Source organism: Gemmobacter sp. LW-1, assembly GCF_001303875.1.
In the GTDB taxonomy this organism is placed as follows: Bacteria; Pseudomonadota; Alphaproteobacteria; order Rhodobacterales; family Rhodobacteraceae; genus Gemmobacter; species Gemmobacter caeni.
Genome location: NZ_LJSC01000011.1, coordinates 25,903 through 51,897, shown reverse-complemented (window position 1 = coordinate 51,897; position 25,995 = coordinate 25,903). Strand labels below are relative to the sequence as shown.

The following is a 25,995-nucleotide window of genomic DNA, read 5'->3' as shown; positions in this document are numbered from 1 at the left end:
TTCAACCCTCGCCCTTGGCCTCGCCCCAGACGCGGGCGATGGCGGCGTCGATCTTTTTCTCGAAGCGGGCGATCAGCTCGCGGTTGCCGCCCACGAGGGCTTGCTCGGCTTCGATTTCTGCGGCGATAGCGGCTTGGGTCTCAAGATCGGGCAGCGGAACCTTCAACTCGGCAAGAATGCCTTGTGACAGGTTCCTAATGCTTGCGCCCTGCCCGGTTGTCTTCATGTGGTCTGCGAAAACCGGCGTCTTGAAGAAATGGGCAAGGTAGCGCGGGTTTGCTTGTGTTGTGTCGAACCGGGCACGGATCGTGAAGCCCGAGAACGACGCCCGCCCGATGTCATCGGGCACGAGCATTGACCTGCCAACAAGATCGGGATTTCCGTTTGAACGAACGAACACCACGTCCCCAGGTCGCAAAAGGTAATCAGGCCCGACCGGAGCATCGAGTTGGACCGATGACAGGCTGTCGCTCTGAACCAGCCAGTTGGATTGAAAATCGCTGACGCCCACGATGCGCAAGGGTTCACCGTCCTCGCTTCGCGTGAAGTTCAATCCATTCTTGAACTCGGCAATCCCGCCCATTTCGACCACCGGCCATTCAGCATCAACCGGGATGTGGGGGCGGTAGTTGTCGAGGACGGCGTGGGCACCGTCGATGACGCGCTGATAGCCCTCGACCTCGGCCACAATCTCGCGCTGCACCTCAAGCGGCGGGAGGGGGATTTCGTAACGATACAGCAAACCGCTTCCGAGGTTATTGATATTCGCCCCGGCGATCTGTTGGCCGAGAAAGCTGTTAAATCGACCATCAGTCAGCAACCGATACAAATACTGCGGAAGAAGCTTTTCGGCATTGCAACGAACAGCACCCATGAAGCCGCCGAAGTAATACTCCGTGTCAGCTTCGACGAACGCCACCTTCCCGATGTGGTCTTTGCTTCCGCTGGCCAAGCATATGAAAATGTCACCAGCTCTGAGCTTCCTTTGTTCGGAGAAATCAGCTTTGGGCTGAACCAGCTTAACATCATCCAAGATAATCGACTGAGTAGCCCTGTCGATATTGTTGGCTCGCAGAACGGCAACGCCGCCAGAGGCGACTTCATCCTCGCGTGAAAAGACAACTCCCCTCACAAGTTCGCACAGTTCACCTAGGGGGGTTAGCGGGAATGCTGTTTCAGACTTCGTCACCTTTCGGTAGCGCTCGGCGGATAAGTTGTAGTCTGCATCCCTACGGATTTCGGACCGCTCCACCGCGCTGCCGAGGCTGCTTTCCAGCCCCTCACCAAACCCCGCCCGTGCGGCCTGCAACCAAGCCCCAAGCTCGGCCTTCACCTGCGCCAGTTGCGAGCCTTTCACCGCCTTGCGCTGCGCGCCAAGAGCGAAGCCATCGTTCTCAATCTTGAAGAAGGCAACATGCTGGCTGGCCTTCGCCACGGCCCGATCAAGGATCAGGATCGAGGTCTTCACGCCGGAGTAGGGGTTGAACACGCCTGCGGGCAGCGAGATGACGGCGGCAAGGTGATTTTCCACCAGCATCTTGCGCAGGGCCACATAAGCGCTTTGGCTTTGGAAGATGATGCCCTCGGGCACGACGATGGCGGCGCGACCGTTCGGCGTCAGGTGTTCGGCGATGTAATCGACAAACAGCACTTCGCTGCGTTTCGACTGCACCTGAAAGCGGGTATGCGGTTTGATCCCGCCTTTTGGCGACATGAAAGGCGGGTTGGCGAGGATGACATCGGCCATTTCGGTCCATTTGTCTTCGGATGTCAGGGTGTCGTATTCCTCGACCTTCGGGTCAGCAAAGCCGTGCAGGTAAAGGTTCACCAGCGACAGGCGCACCATGTCGGGCGAGATGTCATAGCCCTTGATGTTGCGGGCAAGGCGGGCGCGGTCGTCAGGCTGCAACAGATCGCCCGGATAGCGCATGGGGCTTTCAAGCGCCTGCTCGGCGGCGTCGCCCTCGGTCGCCGTGCCGTTGCTGTTCACCACCCCGGTCGAGTTCTGTTTCAGGATGTGCTTGTAAGCCGAGATCAGGAAGCCTGCCGTGCCACAGGCGGGGTCCATGATGACCTCGGTCTTCTGCGGGTCGATGATTTCCACCATGAAGTCGATGATGTGGCGGGGTGTGCGGAACTGGCCCGCGTCGCCTTGGCTGCCCAGCACGGAAAGCAGGTATTCGAAGGCGTCGCCCAGCTTTTCGCTGTGGTCATAGGTGAAGCTGTTGATCTCGCGCAGGAAGGCCCGGAGCGTTTCGGGGTCACGGTAGGGAAGATAGGCGTTGCGGAAGATATCGCGGAAGAGCTTCGGCAGCCCCTCGTTCTCGACCATTTTGGTCAGGGCTTCCGAATAGGTGTTGAGCATGTCTTGGCCTGACACGCCGGGGGCGACGAGTTTCGCCCAGCGATACCGCTCGTAATCCTTCGTGAAAAACCGCCGCTCGCCGCCGAGTTCTTCCGCCTCAAGGTCCATGTCGTCCATGAACTTGTAGATCAGCGCGATGGTGATCTGTTCGACCTGGCTTTTCGGGTCGGGAACCTTGCCCACAAGGATATCCCGGCAGGTGTCGATGCGGCGCTTGGTGTCAGTGTCGAGCATGGGGGACTTTCAAAGGAACGGGTTCAGGGACACGTAGTCCTTGATGTATTCGGGGATACGCTTGCGCCACGGCGCGGGAACCTCTTTGAGGTCGCGGGTTGTGAAGGTGGGATTTACGTTCAGATCGGCGAAGTGACCAGCGTCGATCTTGGCGCGGACATTGGCGTCGCGGATGTAGGCCTCGAAGAAATACCGCATTTCGCGGATGCGGTCGGCCTCTTCGGGCTTCTGATCGGCGAGGAATTTCTGAAACTCGTCTTCGATCAGCTCCGCCTTGCTCTTGAAGCCGGGGATGAAGCCAAACGCTTTATCGATCAGTTCGCGCACCGAGATGCGGCGATCCACCCCCGCAGCGCGGCGCAGCTTTTCAAGGGTGTAGAACTCGCTCGGCTTGTCGAAGATTTCTTCGATGACGTGGCGGGCTGCGGCCTCCCAGTTCTGGGCGGCAACGAGATCGGCCAGCGTCGTATCAGAACGGGCAGCGTCTTCAAACTTGCGGAACAGTTCGCGGTCGATCCGCATCCCGTCTTTGCCGATCTGGGTCTCTACCTGGCTGACCACATCATCGGGGTCGAAATGCTCGTAGGTGCCGATCCCGCCCGTGACGGTCGTTTGCCCATCCCCGCCGTCACCGCCCGTGGACAAGGGCATGGTGGGCGGTGCGGGCAGACTGATTTCCTCGTCGTAGTCGAAGGTCTCTTCGAAATATTCGCAGTTGGCGAAAAAGTCGAAGAGGCGGAAGGCGGTCTTCTTGACCTCCCCCAGCGCGGCCTTTTGCGCTGGGTCGAACATTTCTTCGGTGAAGTTGTGCTTTCGGGTGCCCCGCCCCTTGATCTGCACGAAGTCGGACGGCGAAAAGATCGGGCGCATGAGGGCGAGGTTCAGGATGTCCGGCGCGTCATAGCCTGTGGTCATCATGCCAACGGTGACGCAGACACGCGCCCTGCTGGTCCGGTAGTTCTCGACAAAACCGCTATGCCCGCCGAGGTTATTGTTGGCGAAATTCACAGTCATCTTCTGCGCGTCGGCGACATGGATTGTCACCTGCATGGCGAAATCTGACTTGTAACGACCCGGCCAGAGCTGATCGGCCATCTCGTTCAGGATTTGGGCGACCTTGGCCGCGTGGTTCTGGCTGACGGCGAATGCGATGGTCTTGCCAAACTCGCCCGAGATCGGATCGCGCAGCCCATGTTGCAGAAGGGTCTTGCAGAATGCCCGGTTCGTCGGTTCGGCAAAGAACTTCTTTTCGAAATCACGCCCTGCAAAGGCTTCTTCAAGCTCGTTACCGTCAGCGTCGGTCGTGGTGATGACAAAACCCTGATCTGACAAAAGCTGCGTGGTAACGGTCGTGCGGGCATCCACGACATAGGGGTTGATCAGGAACCCATCTCGCACGCCGTCAATCAGCGAATAGCGATAGGTGGGTTCGCCAGATGTGCAGCCGAAGGTCTTGTAAGTGTCCAGCATCATGCGCCGCTCTGTTTCTCGCGGATCGCGTTCAGATGCTTGGCTGCTGGATTGCTTGAGATAATCCTTAGGGGTCGCCGTCAGGCCAAGCTTGTAGCCGATGAAATACTCAAACACTGCTCGCGCATTGCCGCCAATCGAACGGTGGGCCTCGTCTGAAATCACCAAATCGAAATCAGAGGGCGCAAAGAGGCGGCGATACTTGTCATTGAACAACAGCGACTGAACGGTGGTAACGACGATATCAGCCTTTCGCCAATCGTCCTTCTGTTCCTTGTAGACGACCGAAGTGAAATCGTTCTTGAGATAGGCCTTGAATGCCTTATCAGCCTGAACTTCCAATTCCAGACGATCCACGAGAAACAAAACACGCTTCGCGTTCCCGGTCTTTAGAAACAGCTTGATAAGCGCTGCCGAGGTCAGCGTCTTTCCGGTGCCCGTTGCCATTTCGAACAGAAAGCGGGTCGAGCCCTTCAAGGCATCCTCTTGAACCCGCTCAATTGCGCGCTGCTGATAGCGCCGCAGAAACCGCAACTTATTCTTTTCAATGAACGAAGGGCGCTCCGCTTCGACCTTCCATGCGGCTTCTTGCGTGTAGGAAGGCATCTGGGTGAGCGCGATGTAGTCAAGCCCTACCTGTTCACCCGCCAGACGTTCCGCGTTTGGCGTAAAGGCATAATGGTTCCCAATTTCCTTGGGGCTTGGGAACTTGGAGATCACTACAGGATTTCCTTGCTCCAAATCCCAAAGGTAATGGATGTTCCCGTTGCTCAGAATGACGAAGCGAGCGTTCTGTGATCGGGCATACTTCCGCGCCTGTTCTTTGGCGGACAGCGGATTTTTATCTTCCGACTTGGCTTCCAACACAATCAGCGGCTTGCCGCGCCCATCGAGAAGCAGGAAATCGACAAATCCGTTCGTGGTTTTTTCAAGGTCCGCGCCAAGCGCATCAAGATCACGCTGCGAAATCTTGACATTCGGTTCCAGAACAATGTTGGCAGGGCCGTTGGCATTGTCAAAAAAGCGCCATCCAGCATCATCGAGCAGACGATTGATCTTGATCCTGGCTGTAGCCTCCTTGCTCGCCAAACCTGCCCCCTACTTCGAATTCTCGCAACTCCCCCAGTCTATCGGCAAGTCCAACACAACTTCCAGACCAAACGCACCGCAACTTTGGCTTTTCGTGTGGCGACACGCAGGTGGCAATCACAACAACGCCCCCGCCGCGTTGCCGTCGAACATCCCCGCATCCCTTAGATAGCGGGCTAGCATCAGGTCCGAGGCATGACCGGTCTGTGCTCGGACCTTGTAGGTTGGCACCCCAGCCTTGATCGCGCTGGTGGCGAGGCCTGCGCGCAGGCTGTGGCCCGAGTAGCCCTCGGGGTCGATCCCTGCCACGGTGAGGCGGTCGCGCAGGATGGTGGAGACGGCATCGCTGCGCAGGCGGTCGGGCTGGATATGGCCGTGGCGATCCACAGGCCGGAAGAGCGGGCCGTCATCGCCACCGCTGGCCTTGAGCCATGCGGCAAGGGCGGCAACCGGGCAGTGTCGGGTGCGGCCAAGGGGGACGCCGATCTTGCGGCCATGGCCCATCTGGTCGGTCTTGGATCGCCGCAGGTTAAGGACCAGCCCCTCGCGGACCTCTTCGACATCGGACCAGTCCAGCCCCACCAGTTCCGACGACCGAAAGCCCCCGGCCCAGCCGATCAGCAGCAGCGCCCGGTCACGCTGGGCGCGGGCATCGTCATCCAAGGCGTCGAGGATCAGGAACAGGTCTTCACGCAGTAGAGGGCGGGCTTGGTCTTGGGCGGTGCCTTTCACCCGCCTGATCCCCCGCAGCGTGGCGCGGACCACCTCGCTTTGGCAAGGGTTGGGCCAATCGTTCGCCGCGTGAACCTTGCTGAGCGTCGCCACACGCCGCGCAAGGCTGGCGGGGGCCAGCGTGTCTGCATGATCGGCCAGATAGCGGGCGACCAGATCAGCCGTGGCGGGCAGTTCCCCGCCCCATCCGGTGAAGTGGGCCAGATCAGCGCGATAGGCCGCCCGCGTGTTCTCCGACAGGCTTTCGCGGATGAAATGCTCGACCGCTGCATCGGCCTCGGCGGGGGCAATCTCGGCCTTTGTGGGCCGGGATAAGAAGGGATTATGCCGGGTGAGGATCAGGCCGTTCATTTCACGCCCTCCGCCACGACCTGCGCCCGGATCGCGTTCAGTTCGGGCATCGCATCCCTGAGGGCGACCATGCCGAAGGCGAGGGCTTCCGGGGTCATCCCCGCGCATTCGGTTTCCCACCGCTGGCGCAAGGATGCAGACAGCGGGCCGCTGGCATGGCGGTGCAGGCACTGGCCTTCGAGGCGGAACAGCAATTCGCCTGCCGCCCTCACCCGGTCGGTGCGGGGCAGGAAGGCCCCGGCCCATGTCACCAAGCCTGCATTTCGCAGGATCAGCCGCCCAAGGGCTGCGCGACCGGGGCGCGTATACATGTCGAAGGCCCAAGATGGCACCCCGTCGATCCGGGTTTCAACCGGGGTCGGATCATCGGCAACCCCGGTTGCGACCACACCGTTTTCCAGCGACAGGAGCGCGACAAAGGGGGCGAGCATCGTCACCGTCTTAGTGAAGTTCTCCCGCACGATGGCAAGCAGTGTCGGCGCGACCCCAGCCTCAGCCAAGGTCTCAAATGCCAGCGCCGGGTTGCCTGCACGGGTCGGAGAGCCAGCCCTTCACCGCCTGCCCGAGCGTGATCAGTTTCGCACGTTGCAGCTTGAGTTCGGCGTTGCGGTCCTTGCCATCGGCCATCTCGGCAAGGGCCTTCATCGCCAGCTTGCGGGCCTCGTTTAAAGTGATGGTATCCGCCCGCCCAAGGGTCACGCGGCGGGTTCGCCCCTTCACCCGACCCTCAGCGAAATAGGACTTGGACAGCGCCCCGACCCTGACGCCGAAGCCGGGCAACGCGTCGTCGATCACCAGCACCTGACCCGCATCGGACAGGGGGAGGTCTCGGACAAACTGGGCGGTCAGCTTCGGCATCGGTGCCCCGAGCAAGTAGGATTTTAGTAGGCAAAACTGGGGGTGTTACCGACGAATATGGGGGAGAAGCAGGGCAACCGCAATATGGGTTTTATATTTTTTATCAGATACTTATGAGGCTTTTTGCAGCTTTCGGAAGCTATCGGAAAGGGACGTTTTCGATGCCTGTTAATCAATTGGTCGTAGGTTCGATCCCTACCGCCGGAGCCAAAATCTCGTAGAGATTACAACACGATAAAGGCCGCCTCGCAGGGCGGCTTTTGTCGTTTTCAGGGCATTTTGCAACGCTTTTGCAACGCAGACGCCTCGCCGTTTAAACACGGGTATCCCTTGATGCGTTCCTGTTGCCCTCGAATGGATAGTTTACGAACGCATCGGGCGGCGCTACATGTTGTAGTCTGGTTACCAAAAAAATGGAGAATCCAAGTGGCAACAGGGATCAACGCAAGCGAACGCTTAAGCCCAGAGGCACAGACCGCATCCGTGCCTCATCGCAGCGAACTCCCGATGCCGTCCGCTACCGCCGCAATCGGTTTCTCTTACGAGGGGCGCGCCCAAGTCGATCAGGTTCGCGCCCTGCACCCTGCACCGCTGGTATGCTGGCGGAATGGTGGGTGGCAGGCAACGCACATCGAACCGAACGGAATCGCGCTTTGCGACAACCTCGGCGGCCTTGCCGCGCTCGCCGCATCGTCTCACCGCGCGCGGCTGATCTATTTGGACCCACCCTACAACACGGGACTCGACTTCCAATCGCGCGGCCTACAGCACGCCTACAAAGACGACCGCTCGACCGCCACATACGTTGAGTTTATGCGGCGGCGGCTAATCCTCGCGCGCGAGTGCCTGACCGAAGATGGTTCGATCTACCTCCACATCGGCCACCAAATGCTTGCGCACCTGAAAGTTGTGATGGACGAGATATTCGGAGAGCGAAACTTCCGAAACATTATTTCTCGGCGCAAGTGCAGTTCAAAAAACTTCACAACCAACCAATATGCCAACCTTCACGACTACCTGTTGTTTTATACGAAGTCGGCCGCCTACGTCTGGAATCAGCCGGGACAACAACCAAGTGGCGAATGGATCGACAAGGAATATCCCAGGTTCGATGCACGAGGGCGATACAAGCTCGTCCCCGTCCACGCTCCCGGGACACGGAATGGCGAAACAGGTCAGCCATGGCGCGACATGAACCCACCTCCGGGCAAACATTGGCAGTACGCACCTGCAAAACTCGAACAGTTGGACAAGGACGGCTTCATTCACTGGTCGAAGACGGGAAACCCGCGCCGCAAGGTTTACTTCACCAGCGACAAAGCCATTCCCTACACTGACAACTGGGACAGCTTTCGGGATGCACACCACCAAAGTATTGAAGTCACGGGCTATCCGACCGAGAAGAATCTCGACATGCTCAAGATGATCGTGGGGGCAAGCAGCAACCCCGGCGATTTGGTCGTCGATCCGTTCTGTGGCTCGGGAACTACCCTAGACGCGGCTGACCAACTAGGCCGCCGCTGGCTCGGCATGGACGAGTCCTTTGTCGCCCTTGCCGCCGCAACGAAGCGGCTGCGCCACGGGTCAGAGCGAATGGGTGACTATGTCGCCCGCAAGAGCGATACCCCGCAGGCGTCCTTGTTCACCGATGAGCCTGCGCCTCCCCCGAAGGCCCGTGAACGCAGCCAGTTCACGGTTTTTGCGGATGCCGAACTTTCGGAAGATGGTCTTCTAGAGGCTCAGAGCTTCGCCAACGGCTGATGGTTCCGCCCCTGTCACACCCGACAGCCAGGCATGGGTGACGCGCTCGGCGGCAAGTTTGAGCGTCGTCACCCGAACCGCACCATCCCACTCGCCGTCGATTGCGCAGGCTTCCTCCCATGTATCTTTGTGGACGAGGCCGGGACCGTCGGCCAAGAAGATTACCCGAAAAGTGTTCCCAGACGCCGCCGAATACTCTTTGGCTTTGGCGACCTTGTAGAGATTCCCGCCTGTTCGGTCATCCGATTGCGCTCCGCCCCGTGTCGCGTCGTAGCGCGCAAACCCAACGGCAAGCACAAGGGGCTTATCCTCGACCGTCCGAATGACGAAGTCACAGGGATAGTTGCCGACGAAGTCAGTAAAGACCGTGCTTAATTCAACATCGCGCCCTGCACGACGCGGACCTTCAATTGTCAGGACGCCCTTGAAGGCTTCGTCAAACCAGTCGAAGAACAACTCCGTCAGTTCATAACCTGACTGCCCGCGCGTGTCATACTCCCCCACCAAAGCCGCAAGTGTCGCAAGGTGTTCTGGAGGCAGATGCGCGAACTGCTCTTTCAGCTTTTCGATGGGTTTAAAAGTCGCCCCGTAGGCCGCAACGAGATCGGCGGTCGAAACCTTGCTGATCTTTTTTGTCATTTCGGTATCCAGCACGGGCGAAACGCAGCGCCGGAACATCTTTAGAAGCGACATGCGGTTTGGGCCGGGAATGCTGCTGGATCTGATCTGATCGAGCAAGTGGGCGCTGCTTTCTGATCCCGCAATCAGCTTCTGAAAGAGCGCAATATCGTCCGCGTATTTAGCGTGGCAATCCGCCAAAACCTCGGGAAATCGAACGGCAGACAGAATGGGGGTGATGATCGAGTTCGGGTTTTCAATGCCAGCAAGATACTTCGTCATGTTGCCCCTCAGAAATGCGACAGCCTTGTTCTCCTATCGGGCGACCACCGAGTCAACCTGCTAAGGTGTCTCAAACAAACAACATCTCACCCCACGCATCCCCGGTTGATCGCCGCCGGGAACGGATGCGAGATGAATGAAGGTCAGAAGCACTGACGCATCAACGGAGTGACACAGATGACCGACACCAAGAAGATCACCGCCGCCGAACACCACCTGCTGGTTGCCTTCGCCCACTGCGAGAACACGCCACTGAACGGCGCGCCGATGCAGGCGCAGCAGCCGTCCGACCTGTCCACTTGGGTCTGGCTCGACGACCGCAAGGTGGGCGACATGACGACCGCGCAGAAAAAGGGCGTTCTCGCCTCGCTCGTGAAAAAGGGCCTCGTGACCGTGACGCCGGATTCCGACGGCGACCTGATCGGCTGATGAACGAGTCTTGCCCCGCGTGAACCATCTCCACCAACTTATTGCGCACAATGTCGGCGACCGTCAGCTTGCGGTTGTCGGTGAACCCGCCCTCGTCGTCTTCCTTCCGCGTCGTCTCTGACAGCCTGACGCCGCGCGCACCCTGCACGCGCAAGACGACAGCGAGCGCGGCGCTCCGCGCTCTGCTGCGAACGCTTGGCACTTCGCCGTGTCGATGCAATGATGAGCGAAACAAAGGAAGAACTCGTGCTCATCGAATCCATCGACCAGACCCGCCTCGAAATCTCACCGACACTCGATCCGAAGCGTCGGTCGAAACTCGGGCAATTCATGACGCCGGGCCGGATCGCGTCCTTTATGGGCGACATGTTCGACGAGTTGCCCGAGCACGTTCGCCTGCTGGACGCAGGTGCGGGCATGGGCGCGCTGACAGCGGCGTTCGTCACAAAGGCGCTTTCGCGCAATGCGAAGCCCAAGTCGATTGATGTGACGTGCTACGAAGTCGACGATCAGCTTGCCACGATCCTCGACGAAACGCTCGCCGCCTGCGCCGAACGATGCGCCGCCGAAGGCGTGAAGTTCACCAGCGAGGTGATCCGCGACGATTACGTGCTGCACTCAGCCGAACCGCTGCTGCACCAGAATAGAACCTTCAATTGCGCCATCCTGAATCCGCCCTATGGCAAGATCAATCAGGCGTCTGAATGGCGTCTGGCGCTGAGGTCGCTCGGGATCGAAACGGTGAACCTCTACACCGCCTTCGTCGCCGTCGCGCTGGGCCAGATGGAGGACGGCGGCGAACTCGTCGCCATCACGCCGCGCTCCTTCTGCAACGGGTCCTATTACGAACCGTTCCGCCGCCTGCTTCTCGCCGGTTCGGCAATATCGGCACTGCATGTGTTCGAGTCTAGGCGCTCATCCTTCAAGGACGACGACGTGTTGCAGGAGAACATGATCTTCCGCGTGCGCAAAGGCGGGACGCAGGACGATGTTCTGCTCTCGACCGATCAGACCGAGGCGCGTGTCGTCCCCTTCACGGAGATCGTGCGCCCGAATGATCGTCATGCCTTCATCCGACTGCCTGTTGTCGGCGACGGCCTTGCGGCACGCGTCCAGGCGCTGCCCTGCACCCTCGCTGATCTTCGGATCAAGGTGTCGACCGGACGCGTCGTCGATTTCCGCGCGACCGAACACCTGCGAAAGGATCCCGGTGACGACACCGTGCCGCTGATCTACCCGCAGCACTTCCACGACGGCGGAATCCGCTGGCCCATTCCCGACTTCCGAAAGCACAACGCGCTGGCCGACTGCGCCGATACGGAGAGCCTGATCACGCCCGCAGGAATTTACGTCCTGACGAAGCGCTTCTCGGCAAAGGAAGAAAAGCGTCGCCTCGTCGCGTCGATCTACGACGGCGGCAGAGCGGGCTTCGAGAACCACCTGAACTACTTCCACGAGAACGGCGCAGGCTTGTCCATCGACCTCGCTCGCGGCCTCGCGGCGTTCCTGAACTCGGAAGCGGTCGATCAGTATTTCCGCATCTTCTCAGGGCATACGCAGGTCAACGCGACCGACCTGCGCAACCTGCACTACCCGAACCGTGAGCAACTCGAAGCGCTCGGACGCGGCGAGACAACGGTCGAGGACCTGTTCTAGCCCGTCACCTTGAACTGCTTCGCTGGGTCTTCCTGAATCCAGATGAACGTGTCGTAGGCGACGTTCTTGTGCTTTCCTTGGCGCGCAGCCGCCTCCTTCCACGTGCGATAGGTCGTCGTGAAGCCAACGCCGGATTTGCCGTAGCGTTCGGCCAGCCCAGTCAACTGCACGACCTTGTGCGCGTCCACCTCGCCGTCGCTCGTCACCGCCTCGATCACCCACAGATGGTCCGTCTGCGGGTGCCAGAACAGCGCGTCGGGCATCGCGTCGCCCAAGGTTAGGTCGACGCCCGCAGCCGCCATCTTCGCGCGCTCGGCGTCCGAGATTCGGTCGCCGTCCGCATCGTCGACGTAGAGCAGTTGGTATCCGGGCAGGAAGCGCGGCGCGTAGTTCTCGACGCTGGCTTTGATCAGGTGGCCGTGGCCCGAGTCGATCAAGGCTCTGGCGGCCTCCGCCATTTCGGCTTGGAACGCGCGACGCTCACGCGCAACATCGTCCCGCGCCCATTCAGCCAACATCCCCTGCCATTGGCCATCCGGTGCCTTCAGGATCGCCTTCAGCGCCTCGTTCAGGCGGTAACTCGAGTTTGGCGACTTCGCTTTCACATGGCCCGCAACGAACTCGCCGTCCTGCAACGTGATCGCTTCGATGCCGCCCAGATCGCGAAGCGGCTTGATCCAGTAGTCGCGGCCTTCGCGGTCAAGTTTCCCAGCGCCGCGTTGCAGGATTCCGACGTGGCAGCCGAGGTGCGCCGTGGTCGCGCCGTCAGCAATCTTCGCCCCAGCAGGCGGCTTCGCGAACCAGCTATCCGTTTCGTCGTCGAGCAGCGCAAAGACGCCGTCGACCAGATCATTGTTCGTGCCGAGATCAAGGTATTGCAGCACGGCCCTGATCTTGTCCTTCGTCACACCCTGCAATGCGTTCGGCATACCACCGCGCTGCGCCCTCAATTTCGCGACTTCATCGTGTAGCGCCATCCCGCTGTTCTCCCTCAACAAATCGTTTCGGGAACCCTACTGCGCGGAATTCCGGGAGTCGAACGGGTTTGCCGTGCTCATGATGCCCTTCTCTTCGGGACATCCATTTGGGTGGGTGCTGCCATGTCGACACAGGGCGGCGGGAGTCGCCGCGCGCTGATCAACGGAGAACGACATGACTATGAACCTAACCAAGTCCGACCTTGCCGCGACGGTTGATGCGGTTGTCGTCGACGTGCAGGCTCACAGCGCTGATGCGCAGAGCGCAGAGCGCCGTCGTTGCGCCAAAGCGGAAGCGTGCGCCAAAGGATACGATCCACTCGCCGAAGCGCGAGGTGAAAAAGGTGAAGGCGGGCACGAAGCGCGCCAAACTCCTGATCGCCCTCGTCGCAGGCGCGACCGCCGACGAGATCGACGCGCTGTGCCGTCGCGAAGATGAAACTGCGTGGTCGAAGTCGGCTGCGTCGGCAGCGCGTCGCGTGTTCTGGCGGCAGCTTGGCTACGGCACGCGGGTCGACGGCGACAAATACTTCGTCACGCTGCCGAAAGGCATGAAGCTTGAGGAATGCATCCTCGGCTGATCCGAACGCAACACGATCACGAGCGCCCGCGCATCGTCGCGGGCGTTCCTGCCTTCGTGCAATCGCAATGATGTTGCCGTCGGCAATCTATGCGTGTAAGCCCAACGGAGCATCAGCGGCCTGCAATCAACCAAGTGTTGTGTTACCTGCGACACCTGCGAGAAGGTTACTTTCAACTCGCCCCGCTACATGCTGTTACGGAATTGCGAAATTCCCGCGATGTTGGGAATGCGAGATTGTAGGTCGTTGATGCACCCATGTCATTAAAGCCTTTTGCCAACCTTAGACAAATAGCCTTTGCGCTTCGTCGGAATTATCGGAGAAGATTTGTCTACATCGCTTACGGCCTTGCCCCGGGTGCGCGATACAAAGAATTCACCATACCGAAGAAGAGCGGCGGGACACGACGTATTTGCGCACCGCGTATTGCGCTTCTCAAGTTGCAGCGTGACATCCTGCGCCTTGTCGAAAGCGACTATCGTCCCCGTGCCCACGTCCACGGTTTTGTCGGCGGGCATCAACGTAGCATCGTGAGCAATGCCCGACAACACGTCGGCAAGCGTTGGGTCCTAAACATTGACCTAGAAGACTACTTCGAGACCATTCACTTCGGGCGCGTTCGCGGGCGCTTGATGGCTCCGCCGTATAACTACCCAGAGGAGATTGCTCAGTTCATCGCTCACATCGCTTGCTTTCAAACTGAAAAGGAGGTCGACGGCAGTCTTCGAACAACACATGTCCTGATGCCGGGAGCCGCGCTATCGCCAATACTTGCAAACATCGTTTCAGACAAACTCGATGCTGAGTTGGCTAGGTTTTGCAGGCAACTTGGATGCACTTACACGCGATACGCCGACGACATCACCATCTCATCCAATCGCAGGACCTTTCCCGCGCCAATCGGACGTCTTGCAAACCCCGACAGCCATGACGAGTTTATTCTGTCCGACACCTGTCAGCAGATGATTGAGGATAACGGATTTAGAATTAACCACGCAAAGACGCGCCTGCTGGGCCTCGCCTTTCAACAGGAAGTCACAGGTCTGGTTGTGAATGAGAAAGTCAACGTCAAGCGCAAGTTTGTTCGCGATGTCAGGGCGATGCTTCATGACTGGGAGTTCAATGGCTACGCGGCGGCATCGGCTCGGCACTTCAACGAGAAGCGCCCAGATAGGGGTCGGTTGCCGGAACAGGAGGCTACGAACTTCGAGTGGGTGGTCCGAGGAAAAATTGAGTTCATTCGGCAGGTAAAAGGATCAACCGATCAGGTCTTCCGTGGCCTAGCCGCGAGGTTCAACGCATTGTGTTCGGGCCAACAATTTTCGATCCCCTTAGTCGAGGATAGTGACGTTCTAAATGCTGCCGTTTGGTATCTCGAAAATGAAACAGATGGTGGATCAGTGGGCACTTGCTTCGCCGTCGCCGAGAACCTGTTTGTGACCTGCGCACATTGCCTCGGACCAAATCTGCGCATCTTCCCGCGACAAAGCCCGGCGTTCGCAATGGAAGCGGACGCGGTTGCCCGCGACGATCACAACGACCTTGCGCTAATTCGGCTACGAACTCGGTTGCCCGCATTCAATCCCGCAGCCACTCTGCAAATGGCCTCTACAGCCGAAGCTACCGCGCTCGGCATCCGATCTGCGGTGCAGGCTGCGGGCTATCCTTCGAATCTGGACAGCTCGTCCCTGACGATCCGCGACACTGAGGTAACCGGGTTCTCGCGGCAAACCTTCGACGGCACGCCCGCCACATCTGACAACGTGATCGCCTTGCTGTCGGGCACCTACGAAGGAATGAGTGGCGGCCCGGTGCTGTTTTCGGGAAAGGTCGTTGGCGTAATCGTCAGGGGACCAAATGATGATGACCGGACAATCCCCTTCCTCGCGGTCAAATCGGCATTTGTGGATGCGCTTATCGCATCGGTATAGCGCTCTCTCCGCGTCGGAGACGCGCGGTACCGCTCCGACGTGTCACGTGTCGCGCGATGCGAGTTTCGCCAGTGCTGACGCAGCAGCGTCGAGGCGCTGATACAGTCGCCAGCCCATGAACAGGGCGACGGCGGAGAACGGGGCGACGATCACCAAGGCCGACAGCAGGCACGCGTTCACGATCATCAGAACATCCCTCGAAGCTGTGCCTGCGAGATGACGTGACGCGGGCGCAGGTAACATAGCTGTCATAGACCTGCTTCAACGTGACCCCCTCGGTCACCTTCTGCTGGCGCTCTGCCTCCTGCTGCTTCTTCACCTCGCGAGGGTCAACCCCCATGCGCATCGACCGCAGGTGTTCGCGCGCCACCTCGCGGGCTTGGTCCACAGTGAAGACGCCGTAAGGCCCGATGGTGATGCGGGCAGCGGTCCCCACACCTCCGACGCGCCCCTGCACGATGAACGTCAGCTTGCGTGTGGGGGTCACGCGAAGGCCAAAGCCCTTCACGTCCGTGTCCCAGTGCAGTTCGTCAGCGGGTCCGGGCGTGACTTTGTCGATATACCCCTTCGTGAGCTTCAGGGGCGGGTGTTTGCGGGTCGGATCGGGCATGTCGGCAGCTCCTCATAAGCAGATCAACAGCACCAGCGGTCGTCCTGCGAAATGCTGCTTAGGGCTTATCACATCGGCCAAGCAACTGAAATCGCTTATTTTTCCGCAAGCTGTAGGGCTGCGTCAGGCTGCATAGGGCTGCGTCGGGTCGCGCTGCTGGATACTGTTAATCAATTGGTCGTAGGTTCGATCCCTACCGCCGGAGCCAAAAATCCCTAGGATTTCAGCTACATACAAAGCCCCCGCAAGGAGGCTTTTGTGGCTCTGAAGTCTGCGGAAGTTAGGCTTAAGGGCCTGCGGTGCCAGGCCAGCAGGATTGATGCCGTCGGGCGCGGTCACATCATCTGCGCCGTCAGATGCGGCTGTACGCGCCTCCAGCCTCCGGCCCCTCGCGCAAGATGCTCCGGAGTCCTCCCTGCGCCCATCGGCCCGGGGGTTGCCGGGGCCGTCCGGCGAGCTGTGCGTCAGAACAGGCTGCCCTGATCCGGCCCCTCCTCGCGGGAACGGGGCTTGCGGGGGGTGCGCAGGGGGCCTTCGGCGGATGGCGCCACGGAGGTGCCGGGGCCGGTCGTGACGCGGCCATCGCGGAACTCGATCTCCAGCGCGGCGGCCTCGCGGGCAAGTTCGGCACTGGTGATGACGGCGCCTCCGGCCCGTACGACGGCATAGCCCCGCGCCAGTGTCGCCTGATAGCCCAGCGTCTTCCGCATCCGCTCCAGCCCGTCCAGCCGTTCTGTGGCGCGGGCCAACCGTTGTGCAGGTGCGGTTTCCAGCCGGCTTGCCAGAACGCCCAGACGATCCCGGTCGCGGGCAATCTGGGTTTTGGCTCCGGACAGCAGACGCGCCAGCGCGGGCGCGAGCCGTGAGGCCCATTTATCGAGGCCCGCATGGCTACGCTCCTGCCGCCGCTCCATTGCCGTATCCGCGCGGGCAGTCAGCACCTGCAGCCGCTCGGCCCGGCCCGAGATCAGGGCGCGCAGCGCCTCGGGACGCAGGCGCCCGGCACGCGCCTCGTAGGCGCCCCGCTTGCGGGTGACCATCAGCCCCAGCGCACCGCCCAGCCGTTGCACCACCGCGTCGAATCGCTGGCCCGGCCCGCCCAGCAGCATGTCGAGCCGGGGCAGCGCCCGGCCCAGATCGGACAGCCGCACCCGCCGCCGCTCGGCCTCCTGCGCCATCGCCCGGCTGAGACGCGCCCCGAAGCCATCGACAGCGGCCAGCAGGTCCAGCCGCACCGGCACCGCCATCTCTGCGGCGGCGGTCGGCGTTGGCGCCCGGCGGTCAGCCGCGAAGTCGATCAGCGTGGTGTCGGTTTCGTGCCCCACGGCGGAAATCAGCGGAATGCGGCTGGCCGCCGCCGCCCGCACCACGATTTCCTCGTTGAATCCCCACAGATCCTCCAGAGAGCCACCGCCCCGCGCCACGATCAGCAGATCGGGCCGCGGCACCGGGCCGCCGGGTTCGATCGCGTTGAAGCCACGAATGGCCGCCGCCACCTCGGCTGCGCATTTCTCCCCCTGGACCGCCACCGGCCAGATCAGGACATGGCGGGGAAAGCGGTCGCGCAGCCGGTGCAGGATGTCGCGGATCACCGCACCCGAGGGCGATGTGACCACCCCGATCACGCCGGGCAGATAAGGGACAGGCTTTTTGCGCGCGGGGTCAAACAGCCCCTCGGCCTGCAAGGCGGCGCGGCGCTTTTCCAGCATGGCCATCAGGGCACCGGCCCCTGCGGGGGCCACATCCTCGACAATCAGCTGGTATTTCGACTGGCCCGGAAAGGTGGTCATCCGGCCGGTGGCCACGACCTCCATCCCCTCTTCAGGGCGCACCTGCATCCGTGCCACCTGCCCCTTCCAGGAGACGGCGGCAATGACCGAACGGTCATCCTTCAGGTCGAAATACATATGCCCCGAGGACGGGCGCGAGACTCGCCCGATCTCGCCCCGCACGCGGACAAGGCCAAATTCGCCTTCAATCATGCGTTTCACTGCGCCGGAAAGCTCCGACACGGTATATTCGGGCTGGTTGCCCTGCTGGGGCTGGGGGTCTTCGAACAGGTCCATGCCCCCGTTTTGCCCCAAGCCCGCGCGGCCCGCAACCGCCCCGGCCCCGCCCGCCCGTCGCAAAGCGCGCCAGACCGTCGCAAAGCCCGCTTGACGCAAGCGCCCTTTCGCCACAGAACGAGGCGGCAAGGTGTCCATCAGGTGCCAAGCACCGGACTCAATCGGGAACGGGGAAGGGCGAACCCAGTCAGGCGCCCAAAGCCCCGGCCGCCCCCGCGACTGTGAGCGGAGAGCGCCCCCATCCGCCACTGGTGTCCCTGCGGCACCGGGAAGGCCGGGACGCGCCACGACCCGCAAGCCAGGAGACCGGCCTTGCATGAACCGAAACCACGGCCGTCGGGTGTGACGGCCAGAGGAGACAGATCATGCATATCGAACCGGGCCTCGTTTCCGGGGCCAAGCTGATGCTTGGTGCCGCCACCGCCGCCACCGCCGGGCTTTACACGCTGAAAATCGCTTTTGCCGCGATCCGCGAACAGGGTGCAGTGTCACTGCTGGCGCGCAGCGTGCTGGCCACCGCCGCCACCTTCACCTTCTTCGAGGTGCTTCCCCATGTGCCCGTCGGCGTATCCGAGGTGCATCTCATCCTTGGATCGACCCTGTTCCTGCTGTTCGGCGCCGCTCCGGCGGCCATCGGGCTGGCGCTTGGCCTGCTGATCCAGGGGATGTTCTTCGCCCCCTTCGACCTGCCGCAATACGGGATGAACGTCACCACCCTGCTGGTGCCACTGTTCGGCCTTCAGGCACTGGCGCGGCGCGTCATCGCCCCCGGCACTGCCTATGTCGATCTGCGCTACGGGCAGGCGCTGGCGCTGTCGACCGCCTATCAGGCGGGCATCGTCGCCTGGGTCGCCTTCTGGGCTTTCTACGGCATGGGCTTCAGCGCCGAGGCCATGGCGCAGGTCTCGACCTTCGGGGCCGCCTACATGCTGGTCGTCGCGGTGGAACCGCTGGTGGATCTGGCTGTTCTGGCAGCCGCCAAGGCCATCAAGGGCCTTGCGGGTTCCGGCCTTGTGACCCAACGCCTGCACGCCGCCGCCTGATCTTTCTGCCGCCGCCCAAAGCCGGGCGGCGGCCTCTTTGACCGAGCGACCATGACCCTTCACCTCAGCCTCGTCGGAATTGGCAGCGGCAATCCCGACCACCTGACGCGCCAAGCCATCCGCGCGCTGAACCGCGCTGATCTGATCCTCTTGCCGCGCAAGGGCAGCGCGAAGGCCGATCTGGCCGACCTCCGGCGCGAGATCCTCGCCGAGGTGCTGGAAAACCCCGCGACCCGCATTGCCGAATTCGACTATCCGACGCGAGACGCCGCAACTGCCGATTACCGCCAAAGGGTCGAAGACTGGCATGATGCCATCGCCGCCCGCTGGGTGGACAGTATCGCGGCCCACCCCGGCGCGACGCGCGTCGCGCTGCTGGTCTGGGGTGACCCCTCGCTTTACGACAGCACCCTGCGCATCGCCACCCGGCTGAACCCGCGCCCGGACATCGAGGTCATCCCCGGCATTACCTCAATCCAGGCGCTGACCGCCGCCCAGGCCATCCCGCTGAACGAGATCGACGGCCCCGTCACCATCACCACCGGGCGCCAATTGCGCGAAACCGGCTTTCCGGCCGGCGTCGATACCTGTGTGGTGATGCTGGACGGCGAATGTTCCTTCCAGAGCCTGCCGCCGGAAGGCATACAGATCTGGTGGGCGGGCTATGCGGGTATGCACATCCAGATCACCGACAGCGGCCCGCTGGCTGACGCTGGCCCACGCATCATTGCCGCCCGCGCCGAAGCCCGCGCCGCACATGGCTGGATCATGGATATTTACCTGCTGCGCCGCCGGGGCCAGGCGCAAATTTCTTCCTGAAGAAATTTGCAAATCTTTTCCACAAAAGATTTGCGCGCGGCCCCCGGAGGGGCCGCGAAGCCGTTCAGAACACCGAATGCGCGGCGGTGTCCAGCGCGTGCCACAGGGCGGCGGCCGAGGATCGCGCCCCGATCACGCTGACCTGCGCGGCCCCGCGCTTCACCACATAGACCCCCATATGCTCCAGCATGGCGCGGGTCGCGGCGCCATCCGGCGCGGTGGCCAGATCGACATTGCACAACCGCTCGAACAGCGCGGGCAGATCCTCGCCGGTCACGTCGATACGCACCCAGGCATCGGTCTGTTCGGTGATCGAGGCCGCATCGCCGAACACCGGCAGCAGGGCCGCGCGACTATCCTCATGCGTGGCGAAGGGCGCCTCGATCATCCAGCTTTCGGGCGACAGCCAGAAGGCGGCGAAAGGCGCACGGGCCTCGAAGCGGCCGGGGCCGGGCAGCGGGATGCCGGCCCCCGCAGCGGCGGCGGCAACTTCGGCAGACCGCCCCTGACGGGCCGAAACCGATGCCAGCGCCACATCCACAACCTCGGCCAGCGTGACCGGGCCGAAGACGGCCCGCGCCGGGCTGGTGCCCCCCAGCGGGCAGAGGGGTTTCAGACGATGCTCAGCCACGGAGACGCTCTCCTTCCGGGTCAAAGAAATGCGGGCTCACGATTTCGACCTCGACCTCGGCCCCTGCCAGCAGGTTGGCCGCGCGCAGGCGCTGGCCGCGCCGCTCGTCGCCCTTCTTCAGGTAGCCAAGCGCGATGGAACAGCCCAGATGCGGCGAATAAACCACTGACGTCAGCCAGCCCAGATCATTGGCAATCACCGGCGCGGCGCCTTTCTCGAGGAAATGGCTGCCAGCGGTCAGCTTCTGCGCCGGATCGACGGGCTTCACACCAACCAGACGATAGCCGTTCGGGTCATTCATGCCCTCGCGCTGGCTCAGCACCATGCCGATGCTGTCTTTCTTCTTCGACACCATCTTGCCCAGACCCATGTTCAGCGCGGTGGACTGGCCGTTCAGCTCGTTCCCTGCGACGTGGCCCTTTTCGACCCGCATGACACCGAGCGCCTCGGTGCCATAGACAACGGCGTCGAATTCGCGGCCCTGTTCCACCAGCTCGCGGATCAGCGCATCGCCATAACGGGTCGGCACCGCGATTTCATAGGCCAGTTCCCCGGAGAAGCTGATGCGGAAGATCCGCGCCCGCAGCCCGCCGCAAACCGTGATCTCGCGGCACCCCATATAGGGCAGTTCCGCATCCGAGATGTCCTGATCCACCAGCTTTTGCAGCAGCTTGCGCGCATTCGGCCCGGCGACCGAGAACTGCGCCCAGGCCTCGGTGGTGGAAATCAGCTGCACATCCATGTCGGGATAGAGGCACTGCCGGGCATATTCGAGATTGCGGAACACCAGAACCGCATTGGCGGTGGTGGTGGTCATCACATATTCATTCTGCCCCAGCCGCGCCGTGGTGCCGTCGTCATAGACGATGCCATCCTCGCGCAGCATCAGCCCATAGCGACATTTGCCGACGGCCAGCGTGCTGAAGGTATTGGCATAGACCTTGTCGAGAAAGGCCCCGGCATCGGTGCCCTGAATGTCGATCTTGCCGAGCGTGGTCACGTCGCAGATGCCGACCGATTTGCGCGTCGCCAGAACCTCGCGGTCCACGCTTTCGCGCCATTGGGTTTCGCCTGCACGCGGCAGCCATTGCGCGCGCAGCCATTGGCCGACCTCGACAAAGACCGCGCCCTGTTCGCTGGCCCATTTGTGGCTGGGGGTCAGACGCTTGGGCTTGAACTCCTGCCCGCGAGAGCGGCCCGCCAGCGTGCCCATGGCAACCGGCGTATAGGGTGGGCGATAGACCGTGGTCCCGGTCTGCGGGATCGACTTGCCGGTGAGGCTCGCCATCACCGCAAGGCCCAGCACATTGCCGGTCTTGCCCTGATCGGTCGCCATGCCCAGCGTGGTGTAGCGCTTCAGATGCTCGACCGAGGTGTAGTTTTCCTGATGCGCGAGCTTCACATCTTTCAGCGTCACGTCGTTCTGCTGGTCGATCCAGGCCCGGCCCTTGCCACCGCCGACATACCATTTCGGCGTGATGGCATAGGGGCCGTCCTCGGCCGTCGGCAAATCACGGGCGGGGGCGCTGCGGCCCAGATCGGCCAGCGCGCCTTCGGCCGCCGCTGCGCCGGTTTCCAGCGCCGCGCGGGTCGAGAAGCGGCCTGCGGCGGCGCCTGCCGCCTCCAGCCCCGGAATATCGCCCTGCCCCGGCACGAAGGCCGCGATGGTGTCATTCCAGACCGGGCGACCGCGATGGTGCGAAGCGATGTTGACGTTGGGGTTCCAGCCCCCCGAAACCGCCAGCGCCTCGCAGGCGAAGGTTTCGGTCCTCCCGCCGCTGCGGATAGTGACCGAGGAAAGCCCCAGACGACCGGCGGTATCGACCACCTCTTCGCCCTTGCGGGCGTCGATCACGCGGACCTCCATCCCCTTGGCCTTGAGGTCAGAGGCCGTGCGCAGCCCGTCATCATTGTTGGTGAAGACAGCGACCCGGCGCCCGACGGCGACACCCCAGCGGTTCGCATAAGCGCGCAGCGATCCGGCCAGCAGGATGCCGGGGCGGTCGTTATTCTCAAACGCGATGGGGCGTTCGGTGGCGCCGCCTGCAAGAATGGCGCGACGCGAATAGATCCGCCAAAGGATCTGGCGCGGCTTGCCTGGCAGCGGCACGGGCAGGTGATCCGACACGCGTTCCACCGCCGCATAGATACCGTGGTCCATGGCGCCGATGATCGTGGTGCGCGGCATCATGCGCACATTCGCCATGCTGCGCAGTTCCGCCACCGCCTGCGCGGCCCAGTCGGCACCCGTAAGCCCGCCAACCTCATGCGTTTCGGCATTCAGGCGGCCGCCCATGCGGAAATCCTCATCCGCAAGGATAACCCGCGCGCCTGCGCGACCGGCGGTCAGCGCGGCCATCAGACCGGCAGGCCCGGCACCGATGATCAGCAGATCGCAATGCAGGAAGCCCTTGTCATATTGATCAGGGTCTTCCTCACGCGACAGACTGCCCAGACCGGCGGCACGGCGGATGATCGGCTCGTAAAGCTTTTCCCAGAACGCCTTGGGCCACATGAAGGTCTTGTAATAGAACCCGGCGGTGAAGAAATTCGACAGCCGGTCATTCACCGCCATGGCGTCGAATTTCAGGCTGGGCCAGCGGTTCTGGCTCTCGGCACTCAGGCCGTCGAACAGTTCCACCACCGTGGCGCGGGTGTTCGGCTCGCGCCGGGCACCGCCGCGCAGTTCCACCAGCGCGTTGGGCTCTTCGGAACCGGCCGAGATGGGACCGCGCGGACGGTGATATTTGAAGCTGCGCCCCATCAGGCGCTGGCCATTGGCCAGCAGGGCCGAGGCCAGCGTGTCGCCGGGGTGGCCCTGATAGGTCACGCCGTCGAAGGTGAAGCTCAGGCTGCGCGAGCGGTCGATCTGACCGCCGGGAATGCGGTTCGATTGGGTCATTTGCTGCGCCCCCGCGCGCGGGCCACATCGCGGGCCAGTTCCACTTGCGTGATCTCATGCGTCAGCGTGTTGCGCGTGACCACAAGCCACGAACGGTCGCCCTGTTCGTGATACCAAAGCTCACGGTGCAGCCCTGCCGGGTTGTCGCGCAGGTAAAGATAGTCGTGGAAGGTATCCAGCGCGCCTTCGGCCAGCCCATCAGGCCGGTCGATCAGCGCCGCATCCCCCAGATAGACGAATTCCTGCGAGTCGCGTGGCCCGAGGATCGGATGGTTGATGATCATGGATCGGTCCTCAGTGCAGGTTCGGCTGGGCGCCCTGGCCCTTTTCGTCGATCATCAGCCCCTTGCGGAAGCGATCAAACCGATAGGCCGTGGCGGTTTCATGCGGGCGGTCGGTTGCCAGCAGATGCGCGAAGCACCAGCCCGAGGCCGGCGTGGCCTTGAAGCCGCCGTAGCACCAGCCACCGTTGAAATAGAGCCCCTCGATGTCGGTCTTGTCGATGATGGGCGAGCCGTCCATCGACATGTCCATGATGCCACCCCAGGTGCGCAACAGCCGCGCCCGGCCGATCATCGGGATCAGGCTCATGCCGCCTTCGGCCACATCCTCCACCACGGGCATGTTGCCGCGCTGCGCATAGGTGTTGTAGCCATCGATGTCGCCGCCGAAAACAAGACCGCCCTTGTCGGACTGGCTGACATAGAAATGCCCGGCGCCATAGGTCATCACCCCGTCGATGAGCGGCTTCAGCCCCTCTGACACGAAGGCCTGCAGCACATGGCTTTCCATCGGCAGCCGCATCCCCACATGCGCCATCACGCGCGAGGAATTGCCGGCAACCGCCACACCCACCTTTTTCGCGCCAATGAAGCCGCGGGTGGTGTCGACGCCGGTGACGCGGCCATGTTCGGTGCGGATGCCGGTGACCTCGCAGTTCTGGATGAGGTCGACGCCGCATGAATCCGCCCCGCGGGCATAGCCCCAGGCGACCGCGTCATGGCGCACCGTGCCGCCCCGGCGCTGCATCAGCGCACCCTTGATGGGGAAGCGGGCATTGTTGAAATTCAGGAACGGATACATGGCGCGGACCTGTTCGCGGTCCAGCAGCTCCGCATCGGCGCCGTTCAGGATCATCGCATTGCCGCGCCGGGTGAAGGCATCGCGCTGCGCATCGGTGTGGATCAGGTTGATGATCCCGCGCTGGCTGACCATGGCGTTGAAGTTGAAGTCCTGCTCCAGCCCCTCCCACAGTTTCAGGCTGAACTCATAGAAGGGTTCGTTGCCGTCCAGCAGATAATTCGACCGGATGATCGTGGTGTTCCGCCCGACGTTGCCGCCGCCCAGATAGCCCTTTTCCAGCACGGCAATGCGCGCCTGCCGGAACTCCTTGGCCAGATAATAGGCTGTGGCAAGGCCATGCCCGCCGCCGCCGATGATGATGTAGTCATATGCGGCCTGCGGTTCCGGGTCGCGCCATGCCGGCCCCCAACCCTTGTGACCCGTCAAGGCTTCTTTCACCACGCGCCAGCCCGAATAGCGCCCTGTTCCGAACATTGGGATCTCCTTGGTGCCTGCCGCAACTATCGCGCCGCACGCGCCGAATACCTCATCCGTTTCCGACATCGGCCCTTTCAGAATAGACAGGCGATCACCCCGCCCCCAAAAGGGCTATTCCGGCGAAGACCACCGCCACCCCTGCGCCCTGCACCGGGCCAAGCCTTTCCCCGAGGAAGCGCCAGGCCAGCAGAATGGTGACCACCCCGAACAGCGACGAGGACACCGCCGCATATTCAGGATGTGTCAGGCCGCCCGACGCCAGCACCAGCCCCAGCGCCGCCACATCCAGCGCGCCCATCAGGGCCAGGACACGCCATTTCGGCAAGGCGGGCGCGAGGCTCTGGCCCCGCACGACCAGCGCCGCCGACACCAGCACCAGCGCCACGATACGCGCGATCAGCGTCGCACTCAGTTCCCCCATCACGCGCGCGGCGGTCTGGCCCAGATGAAAGGTCAGCGCGAATCCGGCCGCCCCCATCAGCGCCCAGAGAATCGCCTGCCTCCGCCCGCCTGCCGCAGCCGCGCCATGACTGCCGCCCTGCCCTGCCACCAGTGCGATTCCCGCCACCACCAGCAGTACCGCCAGCCATTCCGACCCCGAAACCGTGCGCCCCCCGGCCATGGCCAGCGCCAGACTGCCCAAAGGATAGGCACCACAGATCGGCGCCACGAGCCCGACCGGCCCGATGGCAAAGGCACGATACAGCCCCAGCGAGGCCATGACGAAAGCTGCCCCCGACCCGATGGCAAAGCCCATTCCGCGCATCGCCCCCGCCGGATGCGACTCGATCATGGCGAAAGGCGCCAGAAACAGCGTGCCAAACAGCAGAACCAGCACCAGAAGCGTGGTCGCCGGGGCGGTCTGGCTGACCTTGCGGACCAGAAAATCATGCAGGCCCCAGCACAGGGCCGCGACCAGACCGAACAGAAGTGACGCCATCCCCGCCTCCGGCTATGGTGGAAAAAGCTGCGAACGGGCAGATTGCAGGCTTGCGAAAAGATTTCCTCAGGATAAACTTATTTTCCAGAA

Annotated in this window: 21 protein-coding genes, 1 pseudogene and 1 riboswitch; of the genes and pseudogenes, 7 read left to right on the top strand and 15 right to left on the bottom strand. The window is 62.2% G+C overall.

Going from position 1 to position 25,995, the window contains the following annotated elements; all coding sequences use genetic code 11:
- Position 1 precedes the first annotated feature (1 nt).
- The 5 genes from AO684_RS01790 to AO684_RS01770 all read right to left on the bottom strand — a co-directional run bounded on the left by AO684_RS01790 (position 2) and on the right by AO684_RS01770 (position 7,099).
- Positions 2-2,599 (bottom strand): N-6 DNA methylase, encoded by a 2,598-nt coding sequence (locus AO684_RS01790; protein WP_054301034.1) that lies wholly within the window; start codon positions 2,597-2,599, stop codon positions 2-4.
- Between the two features lie 9 nt (positions 2,600-2,608).
- The gene (locus AO684_RS01785; protein WP_054301033.1) at positions 2,609-5,158 is read right to left on the bottom strand and encodes a DEAD/DEAH box helicase family protein; all 2,550 of its coding nucleotides are present in this window, start codon (positions 5,156-5,158) and stop codon (positions 2,609-2,611) included.
- 117 nt (positions 5,159-5,275) lie between these two features.
- A complete protein-coding gene (locus AO684_RS01780) occupies positions 5,276-6,241 on the bottom strand; it encodes a site-specific integrase (protein ID WP_054301032.1) in 966 nt (321 codons plus the stop codon).
- On the bottom strand, positions 6,238-6,741 hold the full coding sequence (locus AO684_RS01775) for a hypothetical protein (RefSeq protein ID WP_235451190.1): 504 nt from the start codon (positions 6,739-6,741) through the stop codon (positions 6,238-6,240). The genes AO684_RS01780 and AO684_RS01775 overlap by 4 nt, the downstream gene beginning before the upstream one ends.
- Before the next feature lie 4 nt (positions 6,742-6,745).
- Entirely contained in the window at positions 6,746-7,099 is a 354-nt protein-coding gene (locus AO684_RS01770) for an Arm DNA-binding domain-containing protein (protein ID WP_054301031.1), read from the bottom strand.
- Positions 7,100-7,525: 426 nt separating this feature from the next.
- Here AO684_RS01770 and AO684_RS01765 point away from each other — a divergent pair, with 426 nt between their 5' ends.
- Positions 7,526-8,860, top strand: a complete 1,335-nt coding sequence (locus AO684_RS01765; protein WP_200907780.1) for a site-specific DNA-methyltransferase — start codon at positions 7,526-7,528, stop codon at positions 8,858-8,860.
- On the opposite strand, the gene AO684_RS01760 is transcribed toward AO684_RS01765, so the two are convergent.
- Complete coding sequence (locus AO684_RS01760) at positions 8,831-9,760, bottom strand: hypothetical protein (protein WP_054301029.1); 930 nt, start codon at positions 9,758-9,760, stop codon at positions 8,831-8,833. The genes AO684_RS01765 and AO684_RS01760 overlap by 30 nt on opposite strands.
- Before the next feature lie 177 nt (positions 9,761-9,937).
- Between AO684_RS01760 and AO684_RS01755 the strand changes: the two genes are divergently transcribed.
- Together AO684_RS01755 and AO684_RS01750 are read left to right on the top strand one after the other, a co-directional pair.
- Positions 9,938-10,189 (top strand): hypothetical protein, encoded by a 252-nt coding sequence (locus AO684_RS01755; RefSeq protein ID WP_054301028.1) that lies wholly within the window; start codon positions 9,938-9,940, stop codon positions 10,187-10,189.
- A 222-nt stretch (positions 10,190-10,411) separates the two neighbouring features.
- Complete coding sequence (locus tag AO684_RS01750) at positions 10,412-11,845, top strand: Eco57I restriction-modification methylase domain-containing protein (protein WP_161805973.1); 1,434 nt, start codon at positions 10,412-10,414, stop codon at positions 11,843-11,845.
- Here the strand turns inward: AO684_RS01750 and AO684_RS01745 are convergent.
- Entirely contained in the window at positions 11,842-12,822 is a 981-nt protein-coding gene (locus AO684_RS01745; protein WP_054301026.1) for a BsuBI/PstI family type II restriction endonuclease, read from the bottom strand. The genes AO684_RS01750 and AO684_RS01745 overlap by 4 nt on opposite strands.
- Before the next feature lie 254 nt (positions 12,823-13,076).
- Between AO684_RS01745 and AO684_RS01740 the strand changes: the two genes are divergently transcribed.
- Together AO684_RS01740 and AO684_RS01735 are read left to right on the top strand one after the other, a co-directional pair.
- Positions 13,077-13,403 (top strand): hypothetical protein, encoded by a 327-nt coding sequence (locus tag AO684_RS01740; RefSeq protein ID WP_152968317.1) that lies wholly within the window; start codon positions 13,077-13,079, stop codon positions 13,401-13,403.
- 257 nt (positions 13,404-13,660) lie between these two features.
- A complete protein-coding gene (locus AO684_RS01735) occupies positions 13,661-15,334 on the top strand; it encodes a reverse transcriptase domain-containing protein (protein ID WP_082400641.1) in 1,674 nt (557 codons plus the stop codon).
- Between the two features lie 42 nt (positions 15,335-15,376).
- Here the strand turns inward: AO684_RS01735 and AO684_RS22130 are convergent, their stop codons facing one another.
- The 3 genes and pseudogenes from AO684_RS22130 to xseA form a co-directional block, all read right to left on the bottom strand.
- Entirely contained in the window at positions 15,377-15,520 is a 144-nt protein-coding gene (locus AO684_RS22130) for a hypothetical protein (protein WP_235451189.1), read from the bottom strand.
- Between the two features lie 130 nt (positions 15,521-15,650).
- Positions 15,651-15,944: pseudogene (locus AO684_RS22555) on the bottom strand (Arm DNA-binding domain-containing protein); the annotation flags it as partial.
- Between the two features lie 464 nt (positions 15,945-16,408).
- Positions 16,409-18,010 (bottom strand): exodeoxyribonuclease VII large subunit, encoded by a 1,602-nt coding sequence (gene xseA, locus AO684_RS01730; RefSeq protein ID WP_054301023.1) that lies wholly within the window; start codon positions 18,008-18,010, stop codon positions 16,409-16,411.
- A 111-nt stretch (positions 18,011-18,121) separates the two neighbouring features.
- Positions 18,122-18,340, top strand: a riboswitch (cobalamin riboswitch).
- A gap of 35 nt (positions 18,341-18,375) precedes the next feature.
- On the opposite strand from xseA, the gene AO684_RS01725 reads away from it, so the two are divergent.
- Positions 18,376-19,053 (top strand): energy-coupling factor ABC transporter permease, encoded by a 678-nt coding sequence (locus AO684_RS01725; RefSeq protein ID WP_054301022.1) that lies wholly within the window; start codon positions 18,376-18,378, stop codon positions 19,051-19,053.
- A 51-nt stretch (positions 19,054-19,104) separates the two neighbouring features.
- On the top strand, positions 19,105-19,872 hold the full coding sequence (cobF, locus tag AO684_RS01720; protein ID WP_054301021.1) for a precorrin-6A synthase (deacetylating): 768 nt from the start codon (positions 19,105-19,107) through the stop codon (positions 19,870-19,872).
- A 64-nt stretch (positions 19,873-19,936) separates the two neighbouring features.
- Here the strand turns inward: cobF and AO684_RS01715 are convergent, their stop codons facing one another.
- From AO684_RS01715 to AO684_RS01695, 5 genes are all read right to left on the bottom strand, one after another.
- Positions 19,937-20,503, bottom strand: a complete 567-nt coding sequence (locus AO684_RS01715; protein WP_235451188.1) for a sarcosine oxidase subunit gamma — start codon at positions 20,501-20,503, stop codon at positions 19,937-19,939.
- Positions 20,496-23,405, bottom strand: a complete 2,910-nt coding sequence (locus tag AO684_RS01710; protein WP_054301020.1) for a sarcosine oxidase subunit alpha family protein — start codon at positions 23,403-23,405, stop codon at positions 20,496-20,498. The genes AO684_RS01715 and AO684_RS01710 overlap by 8 nt, the downstream gene beginning before the upstream one ends.
- Positions 23,402-23,689, bottom strand: coding sequence for a sarcosine oxidase subunit delta (locus tag AO684_RS01705; protein ID WP_054301019.1), 288 nt, complete (start codon positions 23,687-23,689; stop codon positions 23,402-23,404). Before AO684_RS01705 ends, AO684_RS01710 begins: the two co-directional genes overlap by 4 nt.
- 10 nt (positions 23,690-23,699) lie before the next feature.
- The gene (locus AO684_RS01700; RefSeq protein ID WP_054301018.1) at positions 23,700-24,962 is read right to left on the bottom strand and encodes a sarcosine oxidase subunit beta family protein; all 1,263 of its coding nucleotides are present in this window, start codon (positions 24,960-24,962) and stop codon (positions 23,700-23,702) included.
- Positions 24,963-25,056: 94 nt separating this feature from the next.
- A complete protein-coding gene (locus tag AO684_RS01695; protein WP_054301017.1) occupies positions 25,057-25,905 on the bottom strand; it encodes a DMT family transporter in 849 nt (282 codons plus the stop codon).
- Between the last annotated feature and the right edge of the window lie 90 nt (positions 25,906-25,995).

Excerpts from the sequence above, each read along its gene's own strand:
- AO684_RS01725 (WP_054301022.1), top strand. The coding sequence starts at position 18,376 with ATGCATATCGAACCGGGCCTCGTTTCCGGGGCCAAGCTGATGCTTGGT.
- AO684_RS01735 (WP_082400641.1), top strand. The coding sequence starts at position 13,661 with ATGTCATTAAAGCCTTTTGCCAACCTTAGACAAATAGCCTTTGCGCTT.
- AO684_RS01770 (WP_054301031.1), bottom strand. The coding sequence starts at position 7,099 with ATGCCGAAGCTGACCGCCCAGTTTGTCCGAGACCTCCCCCTGTCCGAT.
- AO684_RS01695 (WP_054301017.1), bottom strand. The coding sequence starts at position 25,905 with ATGGCGTCACTTCTGTTCGGTCTGGTCGCGGCCCTGTGCTGGGGCCTG.
- AO684_RS01740 (WP_152968317.1), top strand. The coding sequence starts at position 13,077 with ATGCGCAGAGCGCAGAGCGCCGTCGTTGCGCCAAAGCGGAAGCGTGCG.
- cobF (WP_054301021.1), top strand. The coding sequence starts at position 19,105 with ATGACCCTTCACCTCAGCCTCGTCGGAATTGGCAGCGGCAATCCCGAC.
- AO684_RS01750 (WP_161805973.1), top strand. The coding sequence starts at position 10,412 with ATGAGCGAAACAAAGGAAGAACTCGTGCTCATCGAATCCATCGACCAG.
- AO684_RS22130 (WP_235451189.1), bottom strand. The coding sequence starts at position 15,520 with ATGATCGTGAACGCGTGCCTGCTGTCGGCCTTGGTGATCGTCGCCCCG.
- AO684_RS01780 (WP_054301032.1), bottom strand. The coding sequence starts at position 6,241 with ATGAACGGCCTGATCCTCACCCGGCATAATCCCTTCTTATCCCGGCCC.
- AO684_RS01760 (WP_054301029.1), bottom strand. The coding sequence starts at position 9,760 with ATGACGAAGTATCTTGCTGGCATTGAAAACCCGAACTCGATCATCACC.
- AO684_RS01700 (WP_054301018.1), bottom strand. The coding sequence starts at position 24,962 with ATGTTCGGAACAGGGCGCTATTCGGGCTGGCGCGTGGTGAAAGAAGCC.
- AO684_RS01705 (WP_054301019.1), bottom strand. The coding sequence starts at position 23,689 with ATGATCATCAACCATCCGATCCTCGGGCCACGCGACTCGCAGGAATTC.
- xseA (WP_054301023.1), bottom strand. The coding sequence starts at position 18,010 with ATGGACCTGTTCGAAGACCCCCAGCCCCAGCAGGGCAACCAGCCCGAA.
- AO684_RS01745 (WP_054301026.1), bottom strand. The coding sequence starts at position 12,822 with ATGGCGCTACACGATGAAGTCGCGAAATTGAGGGCGCAGCGCGGTGGT.
- AO684_RS01710 (WP_054301020.1), bottom strand. The coding sequence starts at position 23,405 with ATGACCCAATCGAACCGCATTCCCGGCGGTCAGATCGACCGCTCGCGC.
- AO684_RS01755 (WP_054301028.1), top strand. The coding sequence starts at position 9,938 with ATGACCGACACCAAGAAGATCACCGCCGCCGAACACCACCTGCTGGTT.
- AO684_RS01790 (WP_054301034.1), bottom strand. The coding sequence starts at position 2,599 with ATGCTCGACACTGACACCAAGCGCCGCATCGACACCTGCCGGGATATC.